Below are 23,828 nucleotides of genomic sequence, written 5' to 3' on the forward strand. Positions count from 1 at the left end.
AGGCTATACCGTTTTGTTACTCAATAAATCTCTCATAGTCGTGACTCCTAATTTATGCGCGATTTCTTATTCGACTGAGCTGTTACTTTTTTTCAAGGCACGTACAATGTGCATATTTGAAATTATGTGTACATAATTATGACCCCAGCAGCTCTAACAACACTTGATCAGCACATTCGTGAGGTGAATTATTTTGGTGATGAAGTACGTCGCCTGTTTCATGGGCGAGGTCGGTTTTACCCTGGCTTAGAACAGCTCACTGTTGATTGGTTAAATGGACAAATATTAATTTCTTTATTTAAAGAACCTTCAGTTGAATTTATCAAGGAATTGACTCAATGCGTTGATAAATGGACACAAATACCAATGTGGCAAGAGCAAGTTCGCAGTGTTTTATTGCACCACCGTAGCCGACAAGGTGCCCCTATGGATGTGCTATTTGGAGAGCTCACCCCAACTCAAGTAGTGATTGAGAATGGTTTAAAGTTTTCACTTGATTTAGGGTTAAAGCAAAACAATGGACTGTTTTTAGATATGAGAAACGGTCGAAAATGGGTAATGGAAAATGCCAGAGATAAAAATGTGCTCAACCTCTTTGCTTATACGTGTGGTTTTTCTGTGGCGGCAATCGCAGGAGGTGCAGCTCAGGTTGTCAATTTAGATATGGCAAAAGCAGCATTGAGTAAAGGAAGAGATAACCATCGTCTCAATCAACATGACACGGATAAAGTGAAATTTTTAGGTCATGATCTGTTTAAATCTTGGGGGAAATTGAGAAAGTCTGGACCTTATGATTTAGTCATAATTGACCCGCCAACATTTCAAAAAGGCAGCTTTGCTTTGACTAAAGACTATAAAAAAATATTACGCCGTTTGCCTGAACTGCTGAAAAGCAACGCTTATGTACTAGCATGTGTGAATGATCCAAATTTAGAATCACAGTTTTTGATAGATGAAATGTTAGAACAGGCGCCAGAAGTAACATTTGTTACGCGATTAAACAATCCGCCAGAGTTCGTTGATAATAATATTGAAGGAGGGTTGAAGAGCTTACTATTTTCATATGGAAAAATTTAATGTTTATTTTGCAAGCTCTATCCATACGCCTTGAGTCAGTAAGTTAAAGTTACAGGCTTTAAGCTCAAAGACTGCATTGGGCGTCCCCGCGGCTGCCCAAATGACATCATAGTTTTTTAGTTCATTGTCTAATATTGTGATGACTTGTTTATTTAATGCAACAGGAGGGACGCCGCCAATTGCATATCCAATTTTTTCTTTAACAAATTTGGCATCAGCCTTGTCTAATTCAATCCCTGTTGCGGTAAATACTTTGTCTTTACAAACCGCGTGCTTTCCAGAAGTGACGACTAATACTGGCTCCCCCGAATCTCTATTTTTGAATATGAGAGATTTGGCTATTTGAGCAATATCACAGCCTAGGGCTTGCGATGCATCGAATGCAGTTCTAGTTGAATATGGGAGTTGTTTAACGACAAATGCGATATCAAATTGTGCAAGGTAGTCTTGCACTCGTTGGGCACTTCCTTTTAGCGTAGTTGACATCTTAACCTCTCTCGGGCGGGAGACTTACTGGTTGCGTATTGTATTTATATCGAATGGGCATGTGATATTCAAGCTTGCGTTACATTCTGCAAGCTTTTGCAATGCTAGAAAATAAAATTAACTCGTAAAATTTAGCCAAATATTACTGGTTTTTGTTTTGGAAACGTAAATTTTATGGTGTTATTTAGATAAATTTAAATTTAAGATGAAATCCAACCGTGAGAATATTTCATGTTTTTATTGACAAATAATAATACACTAGGATGCTGAAATATAGGGCTTTAAGTTAAGTGTATTGACATAATGTTGTTGCTTGACCTACACACTTAAGGACTCTGTATGGGGGGATTCATCAATACTCCGTTAATTGACCTGTGATTTAGACAGAATCATTTTTGACATAACACGTGATGAATGTGTGTTTTACGGTCGTAAGCTGCTGTGTTTGGCACTTTTGCAAAAAATGCACGATAAGAAAATGTTGACTTAGTATAAGAGTGTAGCGCTAATGCTGTTATTAATAGATGGGTAAGACATTACGTGAATTTTTAAATGAGTAACCGGTTTGATGAATGTGCAGTACTGTCGGTAAGAGTTAGCATCAAATCTTAATGTATGTCCTAACTATAGAAACCAAAATGAGCAAGTGTGGCTTTATATTAGAATTGTTCAATCTGTATAGTTGTAAATTGATCTATATATCCTAAAGTGTAGTTAGAATTAGATGGTATTGACTGAGTAGGTTGTGCAGTAAGTCAGCATCATCAGGGATGTTGTTAGCAGGTTTGAAGGAATATATGTACTCTCGTTACGCAATGCGACTTAAGCGGATGTCGGTACCATTCATCTTGTTGGTGCTAATTGGTACGCTGATCATATCTTTGTTCTTTTTTGAACAGAAAATTCAACGTGAGGCCCAACACAGTGTTGATGAGTCTTTGACATTTTTATTGAAAAATAAAAAACAGCATTTATCTGAATATATCCAAATAAATAGTGATTTTTTATTTTTTTTGTTAGATACCCCACCGATACAAGGCGTTTCCCGAGCGTTGTTGAATGAAGGGGTAGACCCCGTTGATGGTATAACTGTAACACGTTGGAAAGAGCGCTTAAGTACTATTTTTCAGTCAATGATGCACACGTATACTGATATTCGGCAATTGAGGTTAATTGATAGCAGCGATGGTGATGAGCTGGTCAGGGTTGATCGTTTCGGTGGTGTTGTTAAAGTACAACTTGAACCTAAATTACAAAATAAAGCAAGCAAAGATTACTTTACTGAAACGCTAAAATTAAATGAAAGAAGCATGTATGTATCTCAATTAGATCTAAATAAAGAGCGTGGTAAAATAGTACATCCTATCGAGCCTACGTTAAGGTTTGCGTTACCTGTTTATAATGATGATAACGTATTACTTGCTGTACTGGTATTAAACCTCAATGCCGAAGAGTTACTACAAAATCTATACAGCAACGTTGAACCAGCGTTACAGTTATTACTGTTAACCCAAACAGGTCATTTCATTTATCATTTTGACGAGGCATTGCGCTTTAGCCGTGATCTGAGTCCGAATACAACATGGCAATCCTTATACTCAAAAGAGCCTTGGCTGTATGGCGGCCTATCTTTTGTCACGTTAAAGAAGGATGAAAAGCAGCAGTTTATTTCAAAAGAGGGAGTTTTAAGAACATCATCGAGTGACCAGCATGGTTTAATTAAAATTATGGTGGCTATGCCTATTTCAACGTACACAGAATTACTATTTGAAAAGAGATTGAGTACTTATGGTTTACTTGTGGTGCTGAGTTTGATCTTTGTGATTGTTTTGACAATTGTATGGTTCTACTTTAAAAGCTCTCAAAAACTTATCGACACTCAGTCAGAATTTGCAGATATTATTGATGGAGCTTCTGGTGGCATTATTGGTTTTAATACGAAGCTACAAATAACCAGTTTTAATCGCACCGCGGAGCGGTTTTTTCCTGAATTGGCGCGCAATATTGGTATTGGGTATAAAATCTTAGAGCCGTATGTGGAACAGGGTTTTTTCCACCATGTATTAAATCAAGTCAGTAAAAGTCAAGTAATTAGCCCTTTAGAGGTCACTTTAGAGCGTGAAGAAGAGCAGGTTATTGACCTTGAGTTTACTATTTCTCCCATTCGAAATGCCAATACAACGATAAAAGGGTTTGCTTTATTCATTACAGATGTGACCGCTCAGAATAAGGCCAAAGACAAGATTAAGAATAATAATGCATTACTAGAGCAGCAAGTCACAGAGCGAACTGCAGAGCTTGAAAGTGCGAAAAAACGAGCTGAGGAAGCGTCCAACATAAAAAGCTCATTCATCTCAAGTATTAGCCATGAAATGAGAACCCCCCTCAATGGCATTCTGGGCACATTAAACTTGGTGTGTAGAGATGTCGTATCTAAACAACAAAAGAGTTACTTAGATATGATGAAAACCAGTGCACAAACATTAACGAGTTTAATTAATGATATTTTGGATTTATCGAAAATTGAAGCTGGGAAACTGGAGCTAGATAGTGAATTGTTTGATCCTATTTCTTTGTTGGAACATGTCACTTCATCTATAGGGGTAAAAGCACAAGAAAAGCAATTAGATTATCAATTAGATGCTCTAGATATTGAGTATTTAGGACTATTTGGTGATGCGAGTAGATTGAAGCAGGTGTTGTATAATCTGTTAAGTAATGCAATTAAGTTCACGGAAAAAGGTGGCGTATATGTAGTTGCAAAAACGGTGACAGATAGCGAATATGTTTGGCTTGAAATAAATGTGCGTGATACGGGCGTTGGCATTTCGAAAGACAATTATAATAAGTTGTTTCAAGCATTTTCTCAAGAATCTGCAACAATCACAAGTCAATATGGTGGTACTGGCCTTGGATTATCTATTTGTAAACAACTGTGTAAACTGATGGGAGGAGATATCTCTTTTTCTTCAGAGAAAGGTTGTGGGAGTGAGTTTATATTGCGGTTGCCCTACCCTATTGAAAGTGCCAAACCACTTCATGTTATGCCTGTATTATCAGGTACTCGTGTTTACATTGAAAGCCCATCTCCTGAATTCGTTCAGTTTTTAGAAAAGCTAACGACCCGTTTTTCAGGCGAAGTCACGCACCAAGATAACGCTGATTATTGGTTTATTGATGCACCAAGTAGTGCTATGGAACGACATATTAAACATCCGTTGGCTAGTAAACGTTGCTGTGTATTTTATGATGCGATGAATTGTATTGTGCCAGCTAATGTTCGTGCGAGTGTGGCCAAACCAATACGTTATCTCGATGTATTGGTATTAATTAATAAAGATAAAGCGAATATCATGTTTGATTTGATAGAAGACAATCAGCCTCATCCGCAAGAGCCCGAACAGTACCGAGCGCTGAAAGGAAAGGTTGTTATGGTGGTAGATGATAATCAAATTAATCTTGAGGTAGCAAAAGGAATGTTGGTGTCACAAGGTATCGATGTATTGATGGCAAATTCTGGAATTGATTTATTAGATAAGCTCAATGTGGCATCAGCCCAGTCTTTGGAGATTATGGCAATTTTGATGGATTGTAACATGCCATTAATGGATGGTTATGAAGCGACGAGTGCCGTTCGCGCAGGAAAAGGCACAGAGCATTACCGAAATATACCTATCATTGCGATGACTGCAGGTACTATGTCGGGTGAAAGAGAGCGCTGTTTGTCTATCGGCATGAATAATTACATCACTAAGCCGGTAAATCCCGATAACTTGTTCAGTACATTGATACTATATATCTCTGATGATATTGAGCGTGGAATAGAAAGTTCCACGACCTTTTTGGAAGTGCTTGAAGATGAGCAAACCCTCAACATTGAAGATGCATTAGAGCGCATGCAAGGTGATAAATCACTGTATTTAATGGTTTGTGAGTTATTTTTGGCTGACGCCCCTACCAAGTTTGATGAAATAGCACTGGCAATAAAGAACGAAGCGCACGAAGAAATTAAACATTTAGCACATGCGATTAGAGGTCAATCAGGAGATGTAGGTGCAGAAAAGCTATTCTCGCTGGCGGTAGTGCTTGAAGAGGATGCTTGTACACAACCAACGATTGCTATTTATGAGGCGACGTATAACAAAATGCTAGAAGAGTTAATACGAGTCAATAAAAGGATCGATAGTATGCGTCATGTCAAAGCCAGCTGAAGTAGTTGTTTTGCACGCTGTTGATATGACTTATGTTTACGGAAGCCAATCATAGTCCATCTGCCGTGCAGTTTTATGGGCTATGCCTTTACCAAACTTAGATTGAATAATTGATAAGCTCATATCTATCCCCGCAGCTATCCCCGCAGAGCTAGTAAAATTTTGATCTATAACAAAGCGTTGGTTTTTTATTACTTCTAGTTCTGGGTAACTATGTTGGAGTTCACTCGTATCACTCCAGTGCGTGGTGACCTTTTTTCCATCAATAATACCTGCTTGAGCAAATAGAAATACGCCTGTACACACTGATGCGCATGCGGGAGTGTGTCTCGCAGTTTCGGCCAGCCATCGAAGGACTGTGGGGTTTTTTATGATACCAGTGTGTATACCTCCTGCGGCGATGAGTAAATCGAATTTCGGATGGCCATGAATACTGTAATGGGGGTTGACACTCAGTCCTCCCCTCGCTTTTACAGGGGAGTGAGTTGGTGCGATTAAACTGACATTGATGTGTTGTTCGGTAAAGCGGTTAGCAGTACAAAACACCTCAAAAGGCCCACAAAAATCGAGCACTTCAACATTGTCATATATAAATATACCGATTTCCATATTTATACCAAGATCAGTTTCTTACCAAGTTGCATCAATATGAGGTCAATTGCAACAGTCATTTTTTATTGAACGCGATAAATTGGCTTTTGCCGCGAATTGATTGCATGTTTTGATAGTGATATTAGACTAACGCCCATTGAAGGTTGTAGACATAACTAAATTGAAAGAGAACAATATGATTAAATCAACAATAACGGCGCTAAGTGTTGCTGTTGTTATCGGCTTAAGTGGCTGTAACAATACGTCAGAACCACAAGGAACTGATACGGTGAAAAAAGCGAATTATTCAAATGTTCTATTACAAGAATTCTCAGGTCCATTTCAGGGCGTTCCACAGTTCGACAAGATGAACCTTGTAGATTTGAAACCTGCATTAGAAATGGGAATGGCTGAACATTTGGCTGATGTAGATAAAATAGCAAGCAACCCTGCCTCACCAACATTTGATAATACCATTGCAGAATTAGAGCGAGCAGGGAAAAGCTTAGATCGCGTTTTTACGTATTATGGTATTTGGAGAAATAATAAGTCATCAGCTGAAGCACGTGAATTGCAAAAAGAAATAGCGCCTAAGCTTTCGGAGTATGACTCAAAAATAATACAAAATAGTAAGTTATTTAATCGTGTTAAAACGGTTTTTAATAGTGATGAGTATAAAGCATTAACACCTGAGCAGCAGCGTATTACTTGGCTAACTTATAATAACTTTGCTCGAAATGGTGCGACATTGCAAGGTAATGCAAAATTACGTTATGCAGAAATTAATCAGCAATTAGCCTCTTTGCAAACGAAGTTTTCTAGTAATGTCCTCGCTGATGAGGAAAGCTATGTTGTTTATTTAAATGCATCTCAATTATCAGGTTTACCGGAGTCATTTGTGGTAGGTGCGGCAGCGGCAGCTGCGGAGCGAGGCAAAGTTGGTCAATATGCAATAACAAACTCTCGTTCATCTATGGATCCGTTTTTAACCTACTCAACAGAGCGCTCACTTAGAGAGCAGGTATGGAAAAATTATTACAATCGAGGTGGGAATGGCGATCAATATGATAATAATGGAATAATTAAAGAAATCTTAACGCTACGCCATGAACGAGTACAGTTGTTGGGGTACGAGAACTACGCACAATGGCGTTTAGAAGATAGAATGGCGAAAACACCAGAGAATGCTAAGGCATTAATGGATCAAGTTTGGCCTGCGGCTGTTGCTCGCGTAAAGGAAGAAGTTGCAGATATGCAGGCGATAGCGGATAAAGAAGAGGTAAAAATAACAATTGAACCTTGGGATTATCGCTTTTACTCAGAAAAAGTACGTAAAGACAAGTATGCTTTAGATTCAAATGAAGTGAAGCAATACTTACAACTCGATAAACTCCGAGAGGCAATGTTTTATGTCGCTGGGCGACTGTTTAATTTTGAGTTTTCAGAGGTGGTAGATGGTTCGGTGCCTGTGTATCACGATGATGTACGTGTCTGGGAAGTAAAAGATAAGGCGTCAGGTAAACATGTCGGATTATGGTATTTAGATCCATTTGCGAGAAAAGGAAAGCGTTCAGGTGCTTGGGCAAATACATTTAGAAGTTATACCACGATGGATGGTGAAACTAATGTGTTGAGCACGAACAACTCTAACTTTGTAAAAGGGCCAGAAGGTAAAGCAACATTAATTTCTTGGTCTGATGCACAAACGTACTTCCATGAATTTGGTCATGCATTACATTTTTTATCTGCTGATGTTGTCTATCCTCAATCACATTCTGGTGTGCGTGATTACACTGAGTTTCAATCACAGCTACTTGAGCGTTGGTTAACCACTGATGAAGTGATTAATCAATTCCTAGTGCATCATGAAACGGGTAAACCGATACCCAAAGAGCTGGTCGCTAAGATTAAGAAGTCAGCAACCTTTAATCAAGGCTTCTCTACAACTGAGTATATGGGTTCAGCAATAATGGACTTATTGTATCATAGTACGGATCCGACAAAGATTGACCCTGCTAAATTTGAAAAAGAGCAACTGACAAAGTTGGGTATGCCTGCGGAGTTGGTAATGCGTCATCGCAGCACTCAATTTGGGCATATTTTTTCAAGTGAAGGATATGCAGCAGCATATTATGGATACTTGTGGGCTGAGGTTTTAACTTCAGATGCTGCCGAGGCGTTTGCTGATGCGCCTGGTGGATTTTATGATGAAGCACTGGCAAATAAGTTGGTTAAACACCTATTTTCGGTCAGAAATGCGATGGATCCAGCTCAAGCTTATCGTTTATTTCGTGGACGAGATGCGGATGTTAGCGCACTAATGCGTGACCGAGGCTTCCCTGTTAAGCAATCAGATTAAATAAGTTTTGAAGAGAGCTCACAAAAGTGGGTTCTCTTAAACTATGTGCTTATATCTGGCGAGGGGACGAATTGTCACGAACGTTTTTTTGGAAATAATTTCCACCAGAACATGGCTTCAAAAGTAAAGCCGCAGATTATAAAAATAAAAAAACCGCTTTTAATTCCAGCGCTATAGCTTGATAGTGCCGCTATAAGCAGAAAAAATAGAATCATAACCCGATATATAATATTCATAATTGCTTCCTGCTGTTGAGTTCTAATTAATTCACACAACTATTCATTTAAGATTGAAAACTTATTTCGACCTGTTTCTTTCGCGTTATACAATGCAGCATCGGCGCGACTTAGTAACTGTTTGGTATCACATCGCTGACTTTCAGCTAAAAAGGTCATGCCCACACTCACTGTCACTACTTTCATAGGCGAACCGATGTTTATTATCGACAGGTTTTTAATTGCTGAGACAAGTTGGTTGGCAATACTTTTGGCGCCGTCTTGAGAGGTGTTGGGTAATAGTACAATGAACTCTTCCCCTCCATACCTAAAAACCGTATCTATGGGTCTTTTTATTTGGTTTTTCAGTGTTATGGCAACTTGTTTCAGTACATCATCTCCTTGTAAGTGGCCGTATTCGTCATTGTATTTTTTAAAAAAATCAATATCAATCATCATTGCGGCAAACGGCTGTTGTAATCGGGTTGTTTGCTTAAGTAACCGTACTATTTCCATATCGAAGAAGCGGCGATTGTAGATACCGGTTAAACCGTCGACAAAAGAGTATTTTTTTAATAAATCAGTTTGTAGCTTGTACTTTAAGTGTGTTTTTACTCGATTTTGTAATGTTTTTGGGACTATTGGTTTTGGTACAAAATCGACAGCACCAGAAGACCAACAAAGTTCTTGGTTGGCTTCACTGGTGTTCGATGTGACAAAAATAACCGGAATTTCAGAAAGTTCTGAAATATTTTGCATTGTTTGACATGCTTCAATACCTGACATTCCTTCTAATATCCAGTCCATTAATACCAAATCAGGTTGAGAATCTTGGCAGACACTAATTGCCTCTTCCGCGGATTCAACGGCTGTTACTTTACACACGCTTCTTAAGCAACTCACCAGTAGTTGGCGCATTAAAGAAGAGTCATCGACCACAAGTACCCAGCAGTCATCCATGTCATTTAAGCCTTGAAACATAGTCTTTTAAAACCCTTCTTCTGTGGCGCATAAGCCGTATTACTAACGTTACTTATTCCAAATTTAAACTAAAACAAAGATAAAATCACGTTAATATACGATGCGTGATAAATAAATACGCTTATACGCTCCTTAAATTGAGCACCTTATCAGTGCCCCACTGTTGCTAAAAAGTATGGCAGTTCATTATGAATTACCAGAGACCAATTGGAACATTTTTGGTGGCGCAGGAGCAGGCAATAACTCCTGGTTTTGTGATGTATTAAATGTTGATATTTGTTGTAAAAGGTGTCGTGCTTGTTCTCGCATTTCTTGTCCAGCTTGGGTTGATTGTTCAACCAATTGCATGTTCTTTTGAGTTAAATTATCAAGTTGGGCTACGGTAGATGAAACTGCTACAACACCATCAGATTGTTCTTTACCTGCACGAGCGATATCCATAATCATACCATTAACTTCCTGAACGACGAGGGTCAATTCTTTGAAGCGTTCACCGGATGTCACTACCAACTCACTGCCTTTGGAAACCGCTAAGCTGCTATCTTCAATTAAATTTTTAATTTCTTTTGCTGCTGATGCACTTCGTTGTGCTAAATTACGCACTTCACTTGCAACTACTGCAAAGCCTCTACCAGCCTCCCCTGCTCTAGCAGCTTCAACCGAGGCATTGAGTGCAAGTAGGTTTGTTTGAAAAGCGATTTCATTAATTACTCCGATAATATCGGATATTCTGTTACTACATGCTTCAATATCAGACATGGCAGATACCGCGTTTGACACGGTTTCACCACCTTGTGACGCCTTCTCCATCGTAAGCTCAGTGCGTGCCGAGACATCTTGAGTGCTTTTAGCATTTTGTTGCACGGTTGCGGTTAATTGCTCCATGGTGGATGCCGTTTCTTCTAAACTAGATGCTTGGCGCTCAATACGTTTACTTAACTCTTCGCTGTCAGTCGCGATGTTTTGTGCACCTTGGAATACATTGTTTGATGCTGCGGTGATCTCATGAATCATGTTGTTTAGGTTGCGTGTAAGTCCATTCATCGCGTCTTTTAATATATTGAATTCATTCCCTAAATCGTCATGTATTTGATGAGATAAATGGCCTTCAGAAAGAGAGATGATGGCATCTTTAATACTCTTTATTGCTAACTTTCTCGCCGTGATATCGGTTGCGTATTTGACAATTTTAAAAGGTTTACCGTTGGTATCAAAGATGGGGTTGTACGATGCTTGGATCCAGATATCAGTGCCATCTTTAGCCTGTCGCTTATATTCTCCGCTATCGAATTGACCCTGATTCAATTTCTGCCAAAACAAACTGTATTCATTGCTAACAGCATAGTCTGGGTCGACAAATATACGATGATGCTTTCCTTGAATTTCTTCTAATCGGTATTGGGTGGTTTTCAAAAAGTTGTCATTGGCATGAAGTATGGTGCCGTCCAAATTAAACTCGATAACAGCTTGAGATTTATTTATTGCACTGAGCTGCCCCTCATAGTTTGCGCTTTTAGTCTTCTGAACAGTGATATCTGTGGCAAACTTTACAACTTTTATGGGGTGGGTTTCAGAGTCAAAAATTGGGTTATATGTTGCTTGGATCCAGATTTCTTTATGACCTTTTCCGAGGCGTTTATACTCGCCTGAATGAAATTTACCTTGGTTCAATGAAGACCAAAAATCACGATACTCTTGACTATTAGCGTAACTTGGCTCGGCAAACATACTATGATGTTGGCCTTGTATTTCATCGAGCGTGTAACCCATAGCAGACAAAAAGTTGTCGTTCGCGGTCAGTATGGTGCCATCCATGTTAAATTCAATGACTGCTTGAGATCTATTGATTGCTTCAAGTTGGCCTTCAAAGTTTGCGGTTAATTGTTTTTGTTCTGTAATATCTGCGGCATATTTAACTACTTTAAAAGGTTTACCACTTAAGTCAAAAATAGGGTTATAGGAAGCCTGTATCCATATTTCTTGTGCATTCTTGTCTAATCTTTTAAATTCTCCAGAGCTAAATTGTCCAGCGTTTAATTGCGCCCAAAAAGTGTGGTATTCATCGCTTTGGGCATATTGCGGGTCTAAAAATATTTTATGATGTTGCCCCACTACTTCATCAAGCGTATACCCCGTTGTAGCTAAAAAGTTTTCATTAGCAGAAATGATTGTACCATCCATAGTAAATTCTATCACTGCTTGAGATGTACTAATTGCATTAAGTTGACCTTCATAGTCGGCCGCTTGTAATTTGCTCGCGGTTATATCTGAGGCGTATTTTACAACCTTAAAAGGTTTATTTTCGCTATCAAAAATCGGATTGTAAGTTGCGTGTATCCATATTTCTTTGTTGCCTTTAGCTAGTCGCTTAAATTCTCCTGAGTAATATTGTCCTTGTTTTAAGTTACGCCAAAAGTCACGGTATTGCTCGCTTTTTGCGTAGTCTTGTTCGGCAAACATACTATGATGTTGACCAATGACTTGATGACGTTCATACCCCATGGTACTCAGAAAGTTATCGTTTGCTTTTAAAATATTTCCGTTTAAGTCAAATTCTATTACAGCTTGTGATTTATCGATGGCTTTAATTTGTCCATTGCTATCAATTTGTTGTTCTTTGTATGACGAAATATCAAACAGTATGAGTATTATTTTATCCCCAAGTGAGCTGTCAGTTGGCTCTGTTGAGGTGACGCTAAACCAAAGAGTACGGCCTGCTTTTGTGGCTACTTTAAATTCACAGGGTGATGTATTCGAGCTTGAGTGCTCGAAACCTTGCAATACAGCCTTGATGGGCGAACCGATTAAGTCAGTATCAAGATAGCCGGTTAGGGATAAGAAATGCTGGCTAAGGTGAATGACATTTCCAGCATTGTTGACTTCAATAATGGATTGACTATGTTCGATTAAACTTAACTTTGATTGTATCGCTATTTGATTTAAGCGATCAGTCCTTGAAGTAAATATCATGGAAAACCACGTATATAAATGAGTTATTTATACAAAAAGATAGTTCAACATAAAGGTTCTGCCACTGTACAGTTCGTATATTTCTAAATAGTTGGGTTACAGCCAACAGGGTGACAGTGTTTACCTACAAAACGGCTCAGAAGTTTTAATACTTTCTAAGTCTGCCTTTGTTTTTAGGTACAAATGAGAGAGAGTTATAGATAATGGCCTCTTTGGTCAGACCTGTGTGTAGGGTTATGAATTTATTATTGAAGCTGTGTATTTGTTTTTGTTTTAGGTATATAAAAACTAATACTAAAAAGTCATTTTTATTACTTTAACTAGAACAATGGGATTTATTTTGATACAAATTATGCAACTTTTGACATACTAAATAATAAAAAACTAATACAAAGGATTGTTTTGGAAAGCCTCATGGAGCAGGAAAATTGCTATATGTCACTTTTGATAGCTAATTATACTGTTGGAGGTCTTAATGGCTTTGTATCCGTCTTTTTCATTCACACCGTATGGTCGAAGTTCGTTGCCGAGTATTGTTTTAACGACACTGGTTTTATTATTAGTGACGTTATTGAGCTTTCCAAGCTATGCACATAAAGTAATGTCGGGAGAGCTGGCTAAGCATTTAAAGGCCATAAATTACGGCTCTAAATCGGATGATAAATGGGTACAACCAAATCATCATGAACAACAGCAGTTTGAGGCTGGATTTGCAGCTTTTATTTCGCAAAACTACCCGCTAGCGCAAGAGTTAGTCGCGCCAATTGGATATGATGTAGCACAGTTTTTTGATACCAATACACAAACCACATATTATTTATTGCAAGAACGTGCCACGTTACCAAGTGCAGATTTCCGTGGTGGTGGTACGTACATTTATAACCCAAATGGGTTAAACGCTATTTTACAAGCACCCCACCCCAAAAGAGACTCATTTACAGGCACGCAAGCCATTGATGCATTTCTATTTACCGAAACTAAATTATTGATGCTTGCCGGTACGCGTAGAGACAGTAGTCACGCATTAAGTTCATGCACAAATGGGCATTATGAAGCCAGCGATGTGGCGCATCAAACCGACTCATATTTCAACGTGGTACACAAATACATGAGTGACTTTGATGATAACTCAGTTTTTATTCAGTACCATGGCTTTGGGAAGACAACGCTTGCTAAGTTGCAAAATCAGTGTATGACAAACAATGATCTCATGCTTAATTTGAGTGAAAGTGTGAATTACAACACAACCGAGAATGAGCAAAGTATTTTGCACTCATTACGCCGAGCTGTTGAAGAGGATGGTAAAGTTGCAGCATGCGTATATGGTAATGATACAAAAAGCTTGGGCGGAACTTGGAATGTACAAGCGCGGTACACCAATGGGTCTGCCAATATATGTTCGACAAGCTCTACGGCCTCGTCGAAGCGGTTTATACATTTAGAGCAAAGTTATAATGTCCGTAAGTTTCATCGAGATGATATGCAAAAATACTTGAAGAAAGCTTTAGAAAACCACTTTTTGTAAGTAAGTTGTTGTTTTATATTTGCTATTTTGGTGTCGATAGCAATGCGTAGTAAAAGGTTACAAATTTAAACTTATTTTACTTGTTACTCACTATTATGTCGGTATAGTTTGTCCTCACATTTGGAATGTTTCGTTAAACACTGAGTTGAGTGAGTATATGCAATTAGTTGATTTAAACCCTGAAGATAGCCATGTTATTGAATTATTCTCAGAAATAGATCGATTAATGAATTCCTTATATCCCGTGGCAAGTGCACAGTCACTTGAATTACCAGAATTAAAACAACCGAACGTACATGGCATTGGCTTAATGAACGACGATGGCATCGTTGCGTGTGGTGCAATTGTAAAACAGTTTGATAATACCCTGTACGGTGAGCTTAAACGGTTATATGTGAAGCCGAGTTACCGTGGTAAAGGGTTATCTCGTCGTATAATGCAAACACTTTTACATTATGCAGGCGAAGCACAAATCCCCCTTATGCGATTAGAAACCGGTAGTAAACAAACTGAAGCGATCAACTTGTATGAAAGCCTCGGGTTTTCTCGATGTGAAAGGTTTGGTTTGTATCGTGACAATTCGTTAAGTGTGTTTATGGAATTGCCATTAAACTCGTAGGTAGTTGAAGTGGGGATTAGGCGTCAATACGTGTATTTCTGCGATAGTGTCTAATTCAATGAGTATGGGTTGTTCATCACATACTATGCATATGCACTGTTGTCGTTGCTGATTATATTGCGTATCAAGGGCCCTACCTTGGTAGTTATCCGCCGAGCGAGTTGTTATTTTGATTGAATAGTTATACAGGCAAGCTATTTCAATAAAATCATGATCATCACATGTCATTACTTGGTTTACCCTTGTGCGGTTATTCATCGTACTACGCTATTTAATCCGTAAAACGTGCAAATGTCACGCATTACATCTTTCTATTATTGTCTCATATCTGCTTTGACTAAAATTTGATACACAACTTTTTAATGCATTGACTTGCTATCTTAGCATTGCTTTTAAAGCGCAGAGATTGATATTTGAATTCAATGCTATCGCTTACTTTCAAGATAGGAGATATAGGCTACACTCATTATCTACTAAGTTTTAGCGCGCTCATAATCGTTTGTTTTTAATCTAGGTAAGGAGGCCCAATGCGTATACTCGTAGTTGATGATATGGCATCTATGCGACATGTGATGATAAATATGTTACGCCACGTTGGGTTTAAAGATATTGATGAGGCGGTTGATGGTTATCAAGCAATGGTCTTATTAAAAAGTCGGCCATATGATTTAGTTATCTCTGATTTAAATATGCCTAAGATTGATGGACTACAATTATTGCAAGCGATCAGGCAAGATCGAATATTAGCGAATACACCTTTGCTAATGGTGACTTGCGAAAGTGATAAAGAAAAAGTACAGCAAGCGTTGTTAGCGAAAGTAAATGGCTTTGTGATCAAGCCTTTTAACATGAACACATTAGAAAAACAGCTTAATCGATTGCACTTGTTGGAGTAGATGTAAAACCCCTTTACAGCTTGAGGTATTGATTAGGTGTCAAGCCAAGTATTTTTTTAAATTCTTTAATTAAATGAGCCTGGTCGGTGAGGCCGAGCAATGTAATCACATCATATATATCAACTTTTTCCTCTTCTAAGAGTTGCAAAGCATGTATACAGCGTTGCTTTCTGAGTAACCATTTAGGTGCAAGGCCAATATGTTTAATACATAGCCTTTGCAATGTTCTGACTGACAATTGAGATTGCTTGGCCCATTGATCAACGGTATTTATGGTGGGGTTGTTTGCTAGAATTTGCCAAGTTCTATTCATTTTTTCTTGTGAATCGTCAGGTTGTGGAAGATGTGACAGAAGCTGGTTGAGAGTTGTAATACATAGTTGATGATTTTCCGTGTTATGCAGTGCATCACTTTGGCATTCATCAAAAAGAAAACCACTATTAAAATGCAAATTTTGCAGCTCCTGATGAGGATACGGAAGTATTGTATTGAGTGCACCGACACGAAACTTCACACCAATTAAGGTTTTGCTACCCTGTAACGGCGTTTCATATGCGTGCGTCATAACACCCGTACAATATAGACTTTGCTGGTCAAAAATTAAATGCATATTAGGGCTAGGTAAATTTCGCTGTATCCAAGTAGCTCCGCATTCGAGTTGCCATGATACAAACCAATAGCAATCAACGAGACGTTTTAAGTTTTCAGATGGTTGATACTTTTTTAGATTATAATTAAGTGTGCTTTTGTTGGCATGGTATACGCCTGAACTTGGTTTGGAATGAGTATTAAGTTGTCGCATTTTTACAATTACCAACAGAGAAGGTTTTGTAATCTTGCCATACACCGTGAATTATAGGAAAAGTTATGACAAAATTTACCATAGAAAGTTGGCAAGAGAGTGATATCTGCAAAGAAAGCATGAATGAAACGACTATACGCAGCGCCACGATTAAAAAACACTATATCGGTGTTTTGCAAGGCAACTCCATAACGCATTATAGTTTATGTTATTTGCCCGATGGCAGTGCGGTCTTTACTGGAATAGAAGTTTTTACTGGTGAATACAACAACTGCAACGGACAGTTTGCACTATCTCATGAAGGGAAATTCGACAAGGGCGAGGCCAAAGGTTCTTTAACGGTTGTTGCAGGCAGTGGAATTGGACAGCTGAAAACCATATCTGGCTATGCTCACTTTTGTGCCGGAGAACAAAGTGAGCATGAATTACATACTTCGTTTACACTGTAAAAAAACCGACTAATGTGGGTCTCTTGTTGAGCGTTGCTTTTGCATAAAGATGGTTACTTCGGCCATTACGATGCCAAACTTACTGATATAAGAACGGTTTACAATAGTATCGCTATCAAACGCCCACATCCAGTCGTCAAAGTGTACGGTGTAACTTGTACTATTAACCGGTAGCTCCATGTTGTAACTCCATTGCATGGCATTGCCGTAAACTCTGCCTGTTGCGTTATTTTTTATATCAGATGCAGTGCCTCGAAACTGTTTAGCACCCTCTTTTTCAATTTTCCATACTCGCTTTAGTGTGCCGTTACCGACACCGTATTTGAACGTTTCATCAAGGGTAAGTACATTGTTGTTGCTCACGCTACCGCGAATATTAACGGTGAACCTCTGTATGAGTTGGCCGGACCTATCTTGTACTATACCCCAAGCTTTTACGTCTGAATTGAAAAACTTGAATGGGTCGAAATACGGTGTAGCATCTTCATACACCTCACCTTTAATCGATACACCGCAGCCACTGATTATCATACATAGCGTTGCAGCAAATAACCCTTTTTTCATGGTGCTTCCTCAAGTGCCAATAATTCTTTTCTCATCATCGGCTCCGATGTGCGTTCGTTAAGCCAAATGGCAAAAAAGTGCGAGGTAAATTCAGTGTCATTGACTTGACCAATGAGCTGATCATCATTGTAAAAAACGCTTTCTCCGGCTGCATTTCTAACACCTAATAATTGAGTGCCATTTTTAACATCAGGAAAAATGTTTTGCATAGTAACCCGCCATAGCTGTAACTTTTGATGATTGTTAAAACCTTGTTTTTCCATCTCATCAATCGAACGGTTAGCGATATCATGTCCAGATAAGTCTCTTAAGTAATTGATTTTTAAAGCAAATGGTTTAGCAGCATCGTAGTGGCCATTTTGAGCATAGAGCGTTGCATCATAAATATCCCAAAATAAATAACTCATACGGCTTGTACTTCCTACTGCCTTCGGGTTTTCTATGAATAAGCTCATAGGGGTTGCGTATACCAACTTTATATTCATTAGCATGACAATGACAAACACTATGGTTTTCATCTTGGATGTCCTTAATACGGAAGGTTTTTATACATACGTAATGTAAGGTGCTGTTGGTTCACTCACTCCTCAGTAATATGATCAAAGACTGTGTGTAGTGTATTTTTGAACCACATAATTTTTGGATCTTGTAGACGAGTTTTATGTATATAAAATTTTAAGTTGTAGTTTGGCACCGCGACAGGAGGTTGATATATCTTTAAGGCCAATTGTTTTTTAACGAAACGGGCGTAATGTTGCGGTAATGTCAGTAACCAACTGGTGTTATTGAGCATATAGGGTGCATTTAGTACATAGGGGGTCGTCAGTGCTATTTTCCGTATTGTTCTATGCTTGACGAGTGCTTTATCTACGACTCCTCTCCCCTCGTTCCAAGGTGCGATCAAGACATGTTGATATGCAATAAAATCGTCTAAAGAAATGCTCTTTTGATCAGCAAGTGGGTGCTGTGTAGACATGACAGTAACATAATTGTCTGCAAACCAAGTCACACCTGAAATGCTTTGTGAAGGCTCAGCTTGGTGAGCAAAGCCACACGCAAGATCAATTTTCCCAGATTTCAATTTTTCTTCAGGGATCCGCTGTTCAAGTGAGACGAGTCGAATTGAGATATTGGGGTGATAACGTTGAATGTGCTCTAGCAATGGTTGCATGCACCATGCTGTGTAATCTGTTACAGCAATAACATAAGTTGTATCGGCGTTGGGGTTGAATTGCTCAATCGGTGTTAGCCCCAATTGCAATATCTCCATTGCTGGCAATATTTTTGCCGCTAAGTTTTCTGAAAACAGTGTTGGTTCCATTTTATTTTCGATGCGAATAAATAGGTCATTATTGAGTTTTTGCCGTAATCTAGTTAATGCGTGACTGCATGCAGATTGACTGATGTTTAACACATCAGCGGTATCACTGACTGAACCCGTTTGATACAAAACGGAAAAAAGTTTGAGCAAGTTTAAATCTATATTTGATATATTATGCATGGAATTCATTCACTCAGTGCAATATATGCACTTAATACATGTGTTTTTTTAGCATACACTGAGGTTTGTTAATTCACTAAGGGAAAACCATAATGACACTGCAAATACGTGTAGCTGAGCAATCTGATGCTGCAACGATTCTACATTTTATCAATGAGCTTGCTATCTATGAAAAAGAACCCGAGGCGGTGCTTAACTCAATAGCTGATATCGAAGAGAAGTTATTTGGAGAAGATGTGCGAGCTCACGCATTGATTTGTGAAGAGCAAGGGGAAGCCATAGGGTTTGCGGTTTACTTTTTTAATTATTCAACTTGGCTGGGGAAGTACGGGCTTTATTTAGAGGATTTATACGTTGCTCAAAATAAGCGTGGTAATGGCGCAGGTAAAGCAATTATGAAATATCTTGCCCGTCTGGCGATTGAAAAAGATTGCGGCCGTTTTGAGTGGGTGGTTTTAGATTGGAATCAACCCGCGATTGATTTTTATCATAGCATTGGCGCTAAGCAGCAAAACGAATGGATAATTAATCGTTTGTCAGGAGAAGAGTTGCACGCTTTTGCATTTGAGTCATAAATTTGATTTATAATTGTGACTGAGTGACTTTTTTATTGGTCGCTTCATATGCATCTTGGCTAGAAGCGTCTTCCCGTCTGAGCAAAAAGCTGCAAATACTCCCGATCACGAAAAATATGCCATACATTGAACCGATATAGACCCAGTCGGTTTGTTTGATAAGTAGCATAACCCGAGTACCATCATTAATTATGAAAACATTAATAACGGCAATCAAAAATACAAGTCGATAATAGAAGTAATTCCCTAAGTGACTTGCAAAAGCACTTATCAGTAGTGAGAAAAGACACAAGTAAAAGCCTATGACAGATAAAGCACCTGTTTGATAGCTGGGGAGTAACGCAGATAAAGCGAGTATAATCGCTGCCCAACCAGTAATTTTATAAAGCATATTCAAATCCTTTGAAAATGTTAATGTTATTATTGTTATGGTGTGTTGATGGAATTATGCGTAATAAATCAAAAATACGCAATTGGATTCCGGTTTTATTTAACTTTTGTTATAACTTTGTGTGTTATTTTTTGCAGTTCTGGTAGTAGCTCGTTACTAAACCAAGGGTTTTTTTTCAACCAATGCTGATTCCTGGGACTCGGATGAGGCAGAGCAATCATGCTTGGAAGCAGAGATTGCCAAATGCTCGTTTGTTCCGTGACACTTGTAAAATTTGGAAAATGATATTGTTGAGCATATTGACCGATAACAATAGTCAGTTTTACTTGTGAGAATTGTTTCAGCAATTGTGAGCGCCAAGTTTTTGCGCAAATAGGAGGTGGTGGTAGATCTCCACTGCTCCCCTTGCCAGGGTAACAAAACGCCATGGGTACAATGGCGAATAGACTCGGATCGTAAAAAGTACGTTCCGTCACATTTAACCATGCTCTGAGTCGAGTTCCACTGGCATCATTAAATGGTTTATTTGTTTGATGGACAGTTTTACTTGGCGCCTGTCCTGCGATAAGAATACGTGCACTTTCATTACCTTGAACAACTGGATTAGCACCTAGCTGCAAAGTATCATGGCAAATTCTACATTTTTTAATATCATCAAAAATAGTCACAATAATGTGGTGCCTTACCTATCGCCATGGCATACGAATACCTTACGAAAGTATACACTGATTTTTACGTATTTCTTGATAGTTTGGGATTTGCGTAGGCAGTTTCTAAATAAACTTTCGAATATGCCATATTTACATATAAATACAAATGAGAATGACTATCTTTTTTGTGTCTAATTTAGCATAATTTATTTTTCAATTTGTTATTTCCTAGGGTTTTATAGTGGTTATACCCCAATTTAGTGCTTGGTTTCAAAGTGCTGCATTTTTAGTGTGCTCACGGTTTCTTGCGGCAATTCTCGGTGGCTATATATTTTCAGCAATATCAGTGTCTCTTTTAGCTGTATTAGTGCCTCTATCTAAAACAGACTCTGTGTTACTCGCTGTGAGCTTGAGTGTTTTAGTTTATACGTGTGTATTTATATGGGTGTTTAGTGTGCGCTCGCTCGTGAAAATATATGGCTGGTTAATTGCGTTAAGCGCAAGTCAGATTTTCTTGCTGGCAGTTATCAAAGGTTGGTTATGAAAGAGAATTTTTTCCGTTCAATGACATGGTTGCATACTTGGACTGGCTTACTCGTGTGTTGGCTATTATTTCTGATTTTCTTTGCTGGGACACTGAGTTTTTTTCGTCATGAAATTACGTTATGGGCACAACCCGCCGCACACGATGTGCAGCCGCAATTAAATCGCGTTGCAGCTCAAAGGCAGCAGATTAGTACAGCTTTAGAGCACTTAGCTATGAAAGCGCCTGAGGCCGAAACTTGGTGGGTAGGTTTACCTAATGAGCGTAATCATACCATGGCCGTTTCATACCGAGAGAAGGGCGACGATGGGGTTCGAGGTAAATGGCAAGATAACTACATGGATCCTAATTCACAGTCGCTCCTTGCTGAGTATCGAGATACCAAAGGCGGACATTTTTTTTATAGATTGCATTTTGACTTGCACTATATGGATCGCACGGTTGCCCGGTGGATTGTGTCATTTACTAGCTTGTTTATGTTAATTGGCTTAATTTCGGGTGTGGTGATTCACAAGCGCATTTTTAAAGATATGTTTCAATTTCGCAGTGCAAAGGGAGTTCGGACGTGGCTAGATGCGCATAACTTATCGTCTGTCTTGGCGCTACCTTTTCATATTATGATCACATATACCGGTTTAGTAACGCTCATTTTCATGCTGTTCCCTTATCCAGCAATGACACAGTATGAAGGGGGAAATCGCGCTTTTTTTGCAGACCTTAATTCTGCGAGGCAACATGCTGATGCAACAGGTAAACAAGTCGAAATGTTACCCATGAAACAGCTTGTAGATCAATTTTATACTAACTGGCCAAACGTAGATATAAAGCGCGTTATTTTAGATCACCCATTCGATGAAACTGCGATTGTGAAATTTTATGCGAACACCGGTACTCAAGTACAAGATGAGATGCCAGTGTGGGTATATAGTGCGGTCACTGGAGAATTAAAGACGTCGGCAAATACTGATTTATCACCGAGTGAAACATTATATGATGGCATGATTGCTTTACATACTGGGCGTTTGGCTTTACCTGGGTTGCGATGGTTATATTTTATTTGTGGTATCGCTGGTTGTGTGATGATTGCAAGTGGTGCTGTAATGTGGGCGAAACGAATTCACGCACGTATGAAATCCAATGAGCAACCAGGTTTTGGCTTAAAGCTGGTTGAGGCATTGAACTTGGCTACGCTGATGGGGTTACCTATTGCGACGACCGCATTTTTCTATGCAAATCGACTATTACCTAATGATTTATCTAATCGTGCAGATATGGAGGTACATCTATTTTTTGTGACTTGGCTTTGTGTGGCCGTGCTTGCTATATACCGAGCGGGTACAAAACAGTGGAAACAGTTGGCACAACTCAATGTCATTTTGTGGCTTTTGTTACCTATTTGCAATGCCCTTACGACACAAGGAAACCTGATCAGCTATCTACTCGAACAGCAGTGGATATTGGCAGGTTTTGACTTGCTTTGTATCTTGACCGCGTTCGGCTTTTTTATACAAATGAACAAACTTGCAACACAAGAAAAAGCAAATGACGTTGGTACATTTAAGTTGAAGGAGAGAAGCACATGACACAGTTACTTGCTTTTTTACTGTGTTTTACAAGCTTCTCTTGTTTTGCATTGATAAAAAATAGTCACTGTAAAGCTGTATTTGCTAAAAGGGTTGATGCAGTGCTGGGGCGGCGAATGCTTATGATTGCATGGTGTGCTTTAATCACGAGCATTATAATAAGTCTCTGGGATCTAGCTGGATATGGCGGTGTGTTGTTTTTTGGTTATATGGCTATATCAATCATTTTGCTGGTTTTGTTATTAAGTTATCATCCCACTAAATTGAGATCACTAATTTACGTACTGCCGACTTTAATCAGTGCAACATGCATAGGTCTATGGCTTTAATCACGGATATTACAGCTTACTTTGCATTATTAAGGCTTATTTTCCATAACGAGTTGATTCAAGCCTTATAGAGATCACTATATTACCAACTAAGCTTAGTAATATAGTGATCTCAGTTTAAACTCCCTTCTTTTTGTTAGTAAAAATGTGATCTATTCAGCACATTTCTGAACTCATCTTAGTAAAAATCTGATCTTTACCTAGTTTTGAATTATATCAGTAAGTAAAATAGTGATCTCAAGGAGGCTTGGGCATACTATCTAGTGCTTTTAGACTTATATTTCGAGGAAATATTTGACTTAGCAGGGCATTAAGTTAGTAAAATCATGATCTAAAAGAATTAACTTAGTAAAATAATGATCTACCTTTGTACCTAGTTGGTAAAATACCGATCTATAAAATACATGTTGGTAAAATGGTGATCTGAAAGAGTGAATATTTAAACATTTTTGTGCTGAGCGCTCGATTAAGTTAGTAAAATATTGATCTATACTGAGAGCGCTATTTTAC

At 38.6% G+C, this 23,828-nt stretch carries 22 protein-coding genes; 11 read left to right on the forward strand and 11 right to left on the reverse strand.

Translation table 11 applies throughout. The features are described from left to right. The first annotated feature begins 138 nt into the window (after positions 1-138). Positions 139-1,077 (forward strand): class I SAM-dependent methyltransferase, encoded by a 939-nt coding sequence (locus tag J8L97_RS09430; RefSeq protein WP_211049043.1) that lies wholly within the window; start codon positions 139-141, stop codon positions 1,075-1,077. A gap of 3 nt (positions 1,078-1,080) precedes the next feature. Here J8L97_RS09430 and J8L97_RS09435 read toward each other — a convergent pair whose 3' ends face one another. Then, positions 1,081-1,563 carry a YbaK/EbsC family protein gene (locus tag J8L97_RS09435; protein WP_211049045.1) on the reverse strand — a complete coding sequence of 161 codons (483 nt, stop codon included), beginning with the start codon at positions 1,561-1,563 and terminating at the stop codon, positions 1,081-1,083. A 797-nt stretch (positions 1,564-2,360) separates the two neighbouring features. Here J8L97_RS09435 and J8L97_RS09440 point away from each other — a divergent pair. Next, positions 2,361-5,774: an ATP-binding protein gene (locus J8L97_RS09440; RefSeq protein WP_211049047.1), complete on the forward strand. Its 3,414-nt coding sequence runs from the start codon at positions 2,361-2,363 to the stop codon at positions 5,772-5,774. A gap of 36 nt (positions 5,775-5,810) precedes the next feature. Here the strand turns inward: J8L97_RS09440 and J8L97_RS09445 are convergent, their stop codons facing one another. Beyond that, the gene (locus J8L97_RS09445) at positions 5,811-6,383 is read right to left on the reverse strand and encodes a DJ-1/PfpI family protein (protein ID WP_211049049.1); all 573 of its coding nucleotides are present in this window, start codon (positions 6,381-6,383) and stop codon (positions 5,811-5,813) included. A gap of 178 nt (positions 6,384-6,561) precedes the next feature. Here J8L97_RS09445 and J8L97_RS09450 point away from each other — a divergent pair, with 178 nt between their 5' ends. Continuing rightward, positions 6,562-8,724, forward strand: coding sequence for a M3 family metallopeptidase (locus J8L97_RS09450; protein WP_211049051.1), 2,163 nt, complete (start codon positions 6,562-6,564; stop codon positions 8,722-8,724). Positions 8,725-8,999: 275 nt separating this feature from the next. Here J8L97_RS09450 and J8L97_RS09455 read toward each other — a convergent pair whose 3' ends face one another. Together J8L97_RS09455 and J8L97_RS09460 are read right to left on the reverse strand one after the other, a co-directional pair. Then, entirely contained in the window at positions 9,000-9,899 is a 900-nt protein-coding gene (locus tag J8L97_RS09455; protein ID WP_247688609.1) for a diguanylate cyclase, read from the reverse strand. 207 nt (positions 9,900-10,106) lie between these two features. Continuing rightward, positions 10,107-12,890: a methyl-accepting chemotaxis protein gene (locus J8L97_RS09460; protein ID WP_211049055.1), complete on the reverse strand. Its 2,784-nt coding sequence runs from the start codon at positions 12,888-12,890 to the stop codon at positions 10,107-10,109. Between the two features lie 475 nt (positions 12,891-13,365). Between J8L97_RS09460 and J8L97_RS09465 the strand changes: the two genes are divergently transcribed. Continuing rightward, positions 13,366-14,415: a hypothetical protein gene (locus J8L97_RS09465; protein ID WP_211049057.1), complete on the forward strand. Its 1,050-nt coding sequence runs from the start codon at positions 13,366-13,368 to the stop codon at positions 14,413-14,415. Between the two features lie 157 nt (positions 14,416-14,572). Next, complete coding sequence (locus tag J8L97_RS09470; RefSeq protein ID WP_192509374.1) at positions 14,573-15,034, forward strand: GNAT family N-acetyltransferase; 462 nt, start codon at positions 14,573-14,575, stop codon at positions 15,032-15,034. Here J8L97_RS09470 and J8L97_RS09475 read toward each other — a convergent pair. Beyond that, positions 15,023-15,292, reverse strand: a complete 270-nt coding sequence (locus J8L97_RS09475; RefSeq protein ID WP_211049059.1) for a Rho-binding antiterminator — start codon at positions 15,290-15,292, stop codon at positions 15,023-15,025. The genes J8L97_RS09470 and J8L97_RS09475 overlap by 12 nt on opposite strands. Positions 15,293-15,561: 269 nt before the next feature. On the opposite strand from J8L97_RS09475, the gene J8L97_RS09480 reads away from it, so the two are divergent. After that, complete coding sequence (locus J8L97_RS09480; protein WP_192509376.1) at positions 15,562-15,930, forward strand: response regulator; 369 nt, start codon at positions 15,562-15,564, stop codon at positions 15,928-15,930. 13 nt (positions 15,931-15,943) lie between these two features. Here the strand turns inward: J8L97_RS09480 and J8L97_RS09485 are convergent, their stop codons facing one another. Beyond that, positions 15,944-16,732 (reverse strand): AraC family transcriptional regulator, encoded by a 789-nt coding sequence (locus J8L97_RS09485; RefSeq protein ID WP_211049062.1) that lies wholly within the window; start codon positions 16,730-16,732, stop codon positions 15,944-15,946. A gap of 65 nt (positions 16,733-16,797) precedes the next feature. Between J8L97_RS09485 and J8L97_RS09490 the strand changes: the two genes are divergently transcribed. Beyond that, positions 16,798-17,181 (forward strand): DUF3224 domain-containing protein, encoded by a 384-nt coding sequence (locus J8L97_RS09490; protein ID WP_211049064.1) that lies wholly within the window; start codon positions 16,798-16,800, stop codon positions 17,179-17,181. Positions 17,182-17,190: 9 nt separating this feature from the next. Here the strand turns inward: J8L97_RS09490 and J8L97_RS09495 are convergent, their stop codons facing one another. From J8L97_RS09495 to J8L97_RS09505, 3 genes are all read right to left on the reverse strand, one after another. Then, positions 17,191-17,745 carry a DUF3833 family protein gene (locus J8L97_RS09495; RefSeq protein WP_211049066.1) on the reverse strand — a complete coding sequence of 185 codons (555 nt, stop codon included), beginning with the start codon at positions 17,743-17,745 and terminating at the stop codon, positions 17,191-17,193. After that, positions 17,742-18,263, reverse strand: coding sequence for a chalcone isomerase family protein (locus J8L97_RS09500; protein ID WP_211049068.1), 522 nt, complete (start codon positions 18,261-18,263; stop codon positions 17,742-17,744). The genes J8L97_RS09495 and J8L97_RS09500 overlap by 4 nt, the downstream gene beginning before the upstream one ends. Positions 18,264-18,325: 62 nt before the next feature. Then, the gene (locus J8L97_RS09505; protein ID WP_211049069.1) at positions 18,326-19,246 is read right to left on the reverse strand and encodes a LysR family transcriptional regulator; all 921 of its coding nucleotides are present in this window, start codon (positions 19,244-19,246) and stop codon (positions 18,326-18,328) included. A gap of 92 nt (positions 19,247-19,338) precedes the next feature. Here J8L97_RS09505 and J8L97_RS09510 point away from each other — a divergent pair, with 92 nt between their 5' ends. Continuing rightward, positions 19,339-19,821 (forward strand): GNAT family N-acetyltransferase, encoded by a 483-nt coding sequence (locus J8L97_RS09510; RefSeq protein WP_192509382.1) that lies wholly within the window; start codon positions 19,339-19,341, stop codon positions 19,819-19,821. A gap of 7 nt (positions 19,822-19,828) precedes the next feature. Here the strand turns inward: J8L97_RS09510 and J8L97_RS09515 are convergent, their stop codons facing one another. Both J8L97_RS09515 and J8L97_RS09520 read right to left on the reverse strand, forming a co-directional pair. Continuing rightward, positions 19,829-20,212, reverse strand: coding sequence for a hypothetical protein (locus J8L97_RS09515; protein ID WP_211049071.1), 384 nt, complete (start codon positions 20,210-20,212; stop codon positions 19,829-19,831). A 95-nt stretch (positions 20,213-20,307) separates the two neighbouring features. Further along, positions 20,308-20,880, reverse strand: a complete 573-nt coding sequence (locus tag J8L97_RS09520; protein WP_211049073.1) for a uracil-DNA glycosylase family protein — start codon at positions 20,878-20,880, stop codon at positions 20,308-20,310. Between the two features lie 223 nt (positions 20,881-21,103). On the opposite strand from J8L97_RS09520, the gene J8L97_RS09525 reads away from it, so the two are divergent. Genes J8L97_RS09525 through J8L97_RS24065 form a run of 3 tightly spaced genes read left to right on the forward strand, consistent with a single transcriptional unit; the run spans position 21,104 to position 23,318 of the window. Continuing rightward, positions 21,104-21,406 (forward strand): hypothetical protein, encoded by a 303-nt coding sequence (locus J8L97_RS09525; RefSeq protein WP_192509385.1) that lies wholly within the window; start codon positions 21,104-21,106, stop codon positions 21,404-21,406. Beyond that, the gene (locus J8L97_RS09530; RefSeq protein ID WP_211049075.1) at positions 21,403-22,989 is read left to right on the forward strand and encodes a PepSY domain-containing protein; all 1,587 of its coding nucleotides are present in this window, start codon (positions 21,403-21,405) and stop codon (positions 22,987-22,989) included. Before J8L97_RS09525 ends, J8L97_RS09530 begins: the two co-directional genes overlap by 4 nt. After that, a complete protein-coding gene (locus J8L97_RS24065; protein WP_211049077.1) occupies positions 22,986-23,318 on the forward strand; it encodes a DUF3325 family protein in 333 nt (110 codons plus the stop codon). Before J8L97_RS09530 ends, J8L97_RS24065 begins: the two co-directional genes overlap by 4 nt. Positions 23,319-23,828 lie beyond the last annotated feature (510 nt).

The sequence above is a fragment of the Pseudoalteromonas sp. MMG012 genome, assembly GCF_018100875.1.
Classification (GTDB): Bacteria; Pseudomonadota; Gammaproteobacteria; order Enterobacterales; family Alteromonadaceae; genus Pseudoalteromonas; species Pseudoalteromonas aurantia.

What these genes read in the sequence shown, in the direction of transcription:
- J8L97_RS09470 (WP_192509374.1), top strand. Translation starts at nt 14,573, where the DNA reads ATGCAATTAGTTGATTTAAACCCTGAAGATAGCCATGTTATTGAATTA.
- J8L97_RS09460 (WP_211049055.1), bottom strand. Translation starts at nt 12,890, where the DNA reads ATGATATTTACTTCAAGGACTGATCGCTTAAATCAAATAGCGATACAA.
- J8L97_RS09440 (WP_211049047.1), top strand. Translation starts at nt 2,361, where the DNA reads ATGTACTCTCGTTACGCAATGCGACTTAAGCGGATGTCGGTACCATTC.
- J8L97_RS09530 (WP_211049075.1), top strand. Translation starts at nt 21,403, where the DNA reads ATGAAAGAGAATTTTTTCCGTTCAATGACATGGTTGCATACTTGGACT.
- J8L97_RS09430 (WP_211049043.1), top strand. Translation starts at nt 139, where the DNA reads ATGACCCCAGCAGCTCTAACAACACTTGATCAGCACATTCGTGAGGTG.
- J8L97_RS24065 (WP_211049077.1), top strand. Translation starts at nt 22,986, where the DNA reads ATGACACAGTTACTTGCTTTTTTACTGTGTTTTACAAGCTTCTCTTGT.
- J8L97_RS09480 (WP_192509376.1), top strand. Translation starts at nt 15,562, where the DNA reads ATGCGTATACTCGTAGTTGATGATATGGCATCTATGCGACATGTGATG.
- J8L97_RS09490 (WP_211049064.1), top strand. Translation starts at nt 16,798, where the DNA reads ATGACAAAATTTACCATAGAAAGTTGGCAAGAGAGTGATATCTGCAAA.
- J8L97_RS09515 (WP_211049071.1), bottom strand. Translation starts at nt 20,212, where the DNA reads ATGCTTTATAAAATTACTGGTTGGGCAGCGATTATACTCGCTTTATCT.
- J8L97_RS09500 (WP_211049068.1), bottom strand. Translation starts at nt 18,263, where the DNA reads ATGAAAACCATAGTGTTTGTCATTGTCATGCTAATGAATATAAAGTTG.
- J8L97_RS09510 (WP_192509382.1), top strand. Translation starts at nt 19,339, where the DNA reads ATGACACTGCAAATACGTGTAGCTGAGCAATCTGATGCTGCAACGATT.
- J8L97_RS09485 (WP_211049062.1), bottom strand. Translation starts at nt 16,732, where the DNA reads ATGCGACAACTTAATACTCATTCCAAACCAAGTTCAGGCGTATACCAT.
- J8L97_RS09505 (WP_211049069.1), bottom strand. Translation starts at nt 19,246, where the DNA reads ATGCATAATATATCAAATATAGATTTAAACTTGCTCAAACTTTTTTCC.
- J8L97_RS09445 (WP_211049049.1), bottom strand. Translation starts at nt 6,383, where the DNA reads ATGGAAATCGGTATATTTATATATGACAATGTTGAAGTGCTCGATTTT.
- J8L97_RS09435 (WP_211049045.1), bottom strand. Translation starts at nt 1,563, where the DNA reads ATGTCAACTACGCTAAAAGGAAGTGCCCAACGAGTGCAAGACTACCTT.
- J8L97_RS09465 (WP_211049057.1), top strand. Translation starts at nt 13,366, where the DNA reads ATGGCTTTGTATCCGTCTTTTTCATTCACACCGTATGGTCGAAGTTCG.
- J8L97_RS09475 (WP_211049059.1), bottom strand. Translation starts at nt 15,292, where the DNA reads ATGAATAACCGCACAAGGGTAAACCAAGTAATGACATGTGATGATCAT.
- J8L97_RS09450 (WP_211049051.1), top strand. Translation starts at nt 6,562, where the DNA reads ATGATTAAATCAACAATAACGGCGCTAAGTGTTGCTGTTGTTATCGGC.
- J8L97_RS09455 (WP_247688609.1), bottom strand. Translation starts at nt 9,899, where the DNA reads ATGGATGACTGCTGGGTACTTGTGGTCGATGACTCTTCTTTAATGCGC.
- J8L97_RS09495 (WP_211049066.1), bottom strand. Translation starts at nt 17,745, where the DNA reads ATGAAAAAAGGGTTATTTGCTGCAACGCTATGTATGATAATCAGTGGC.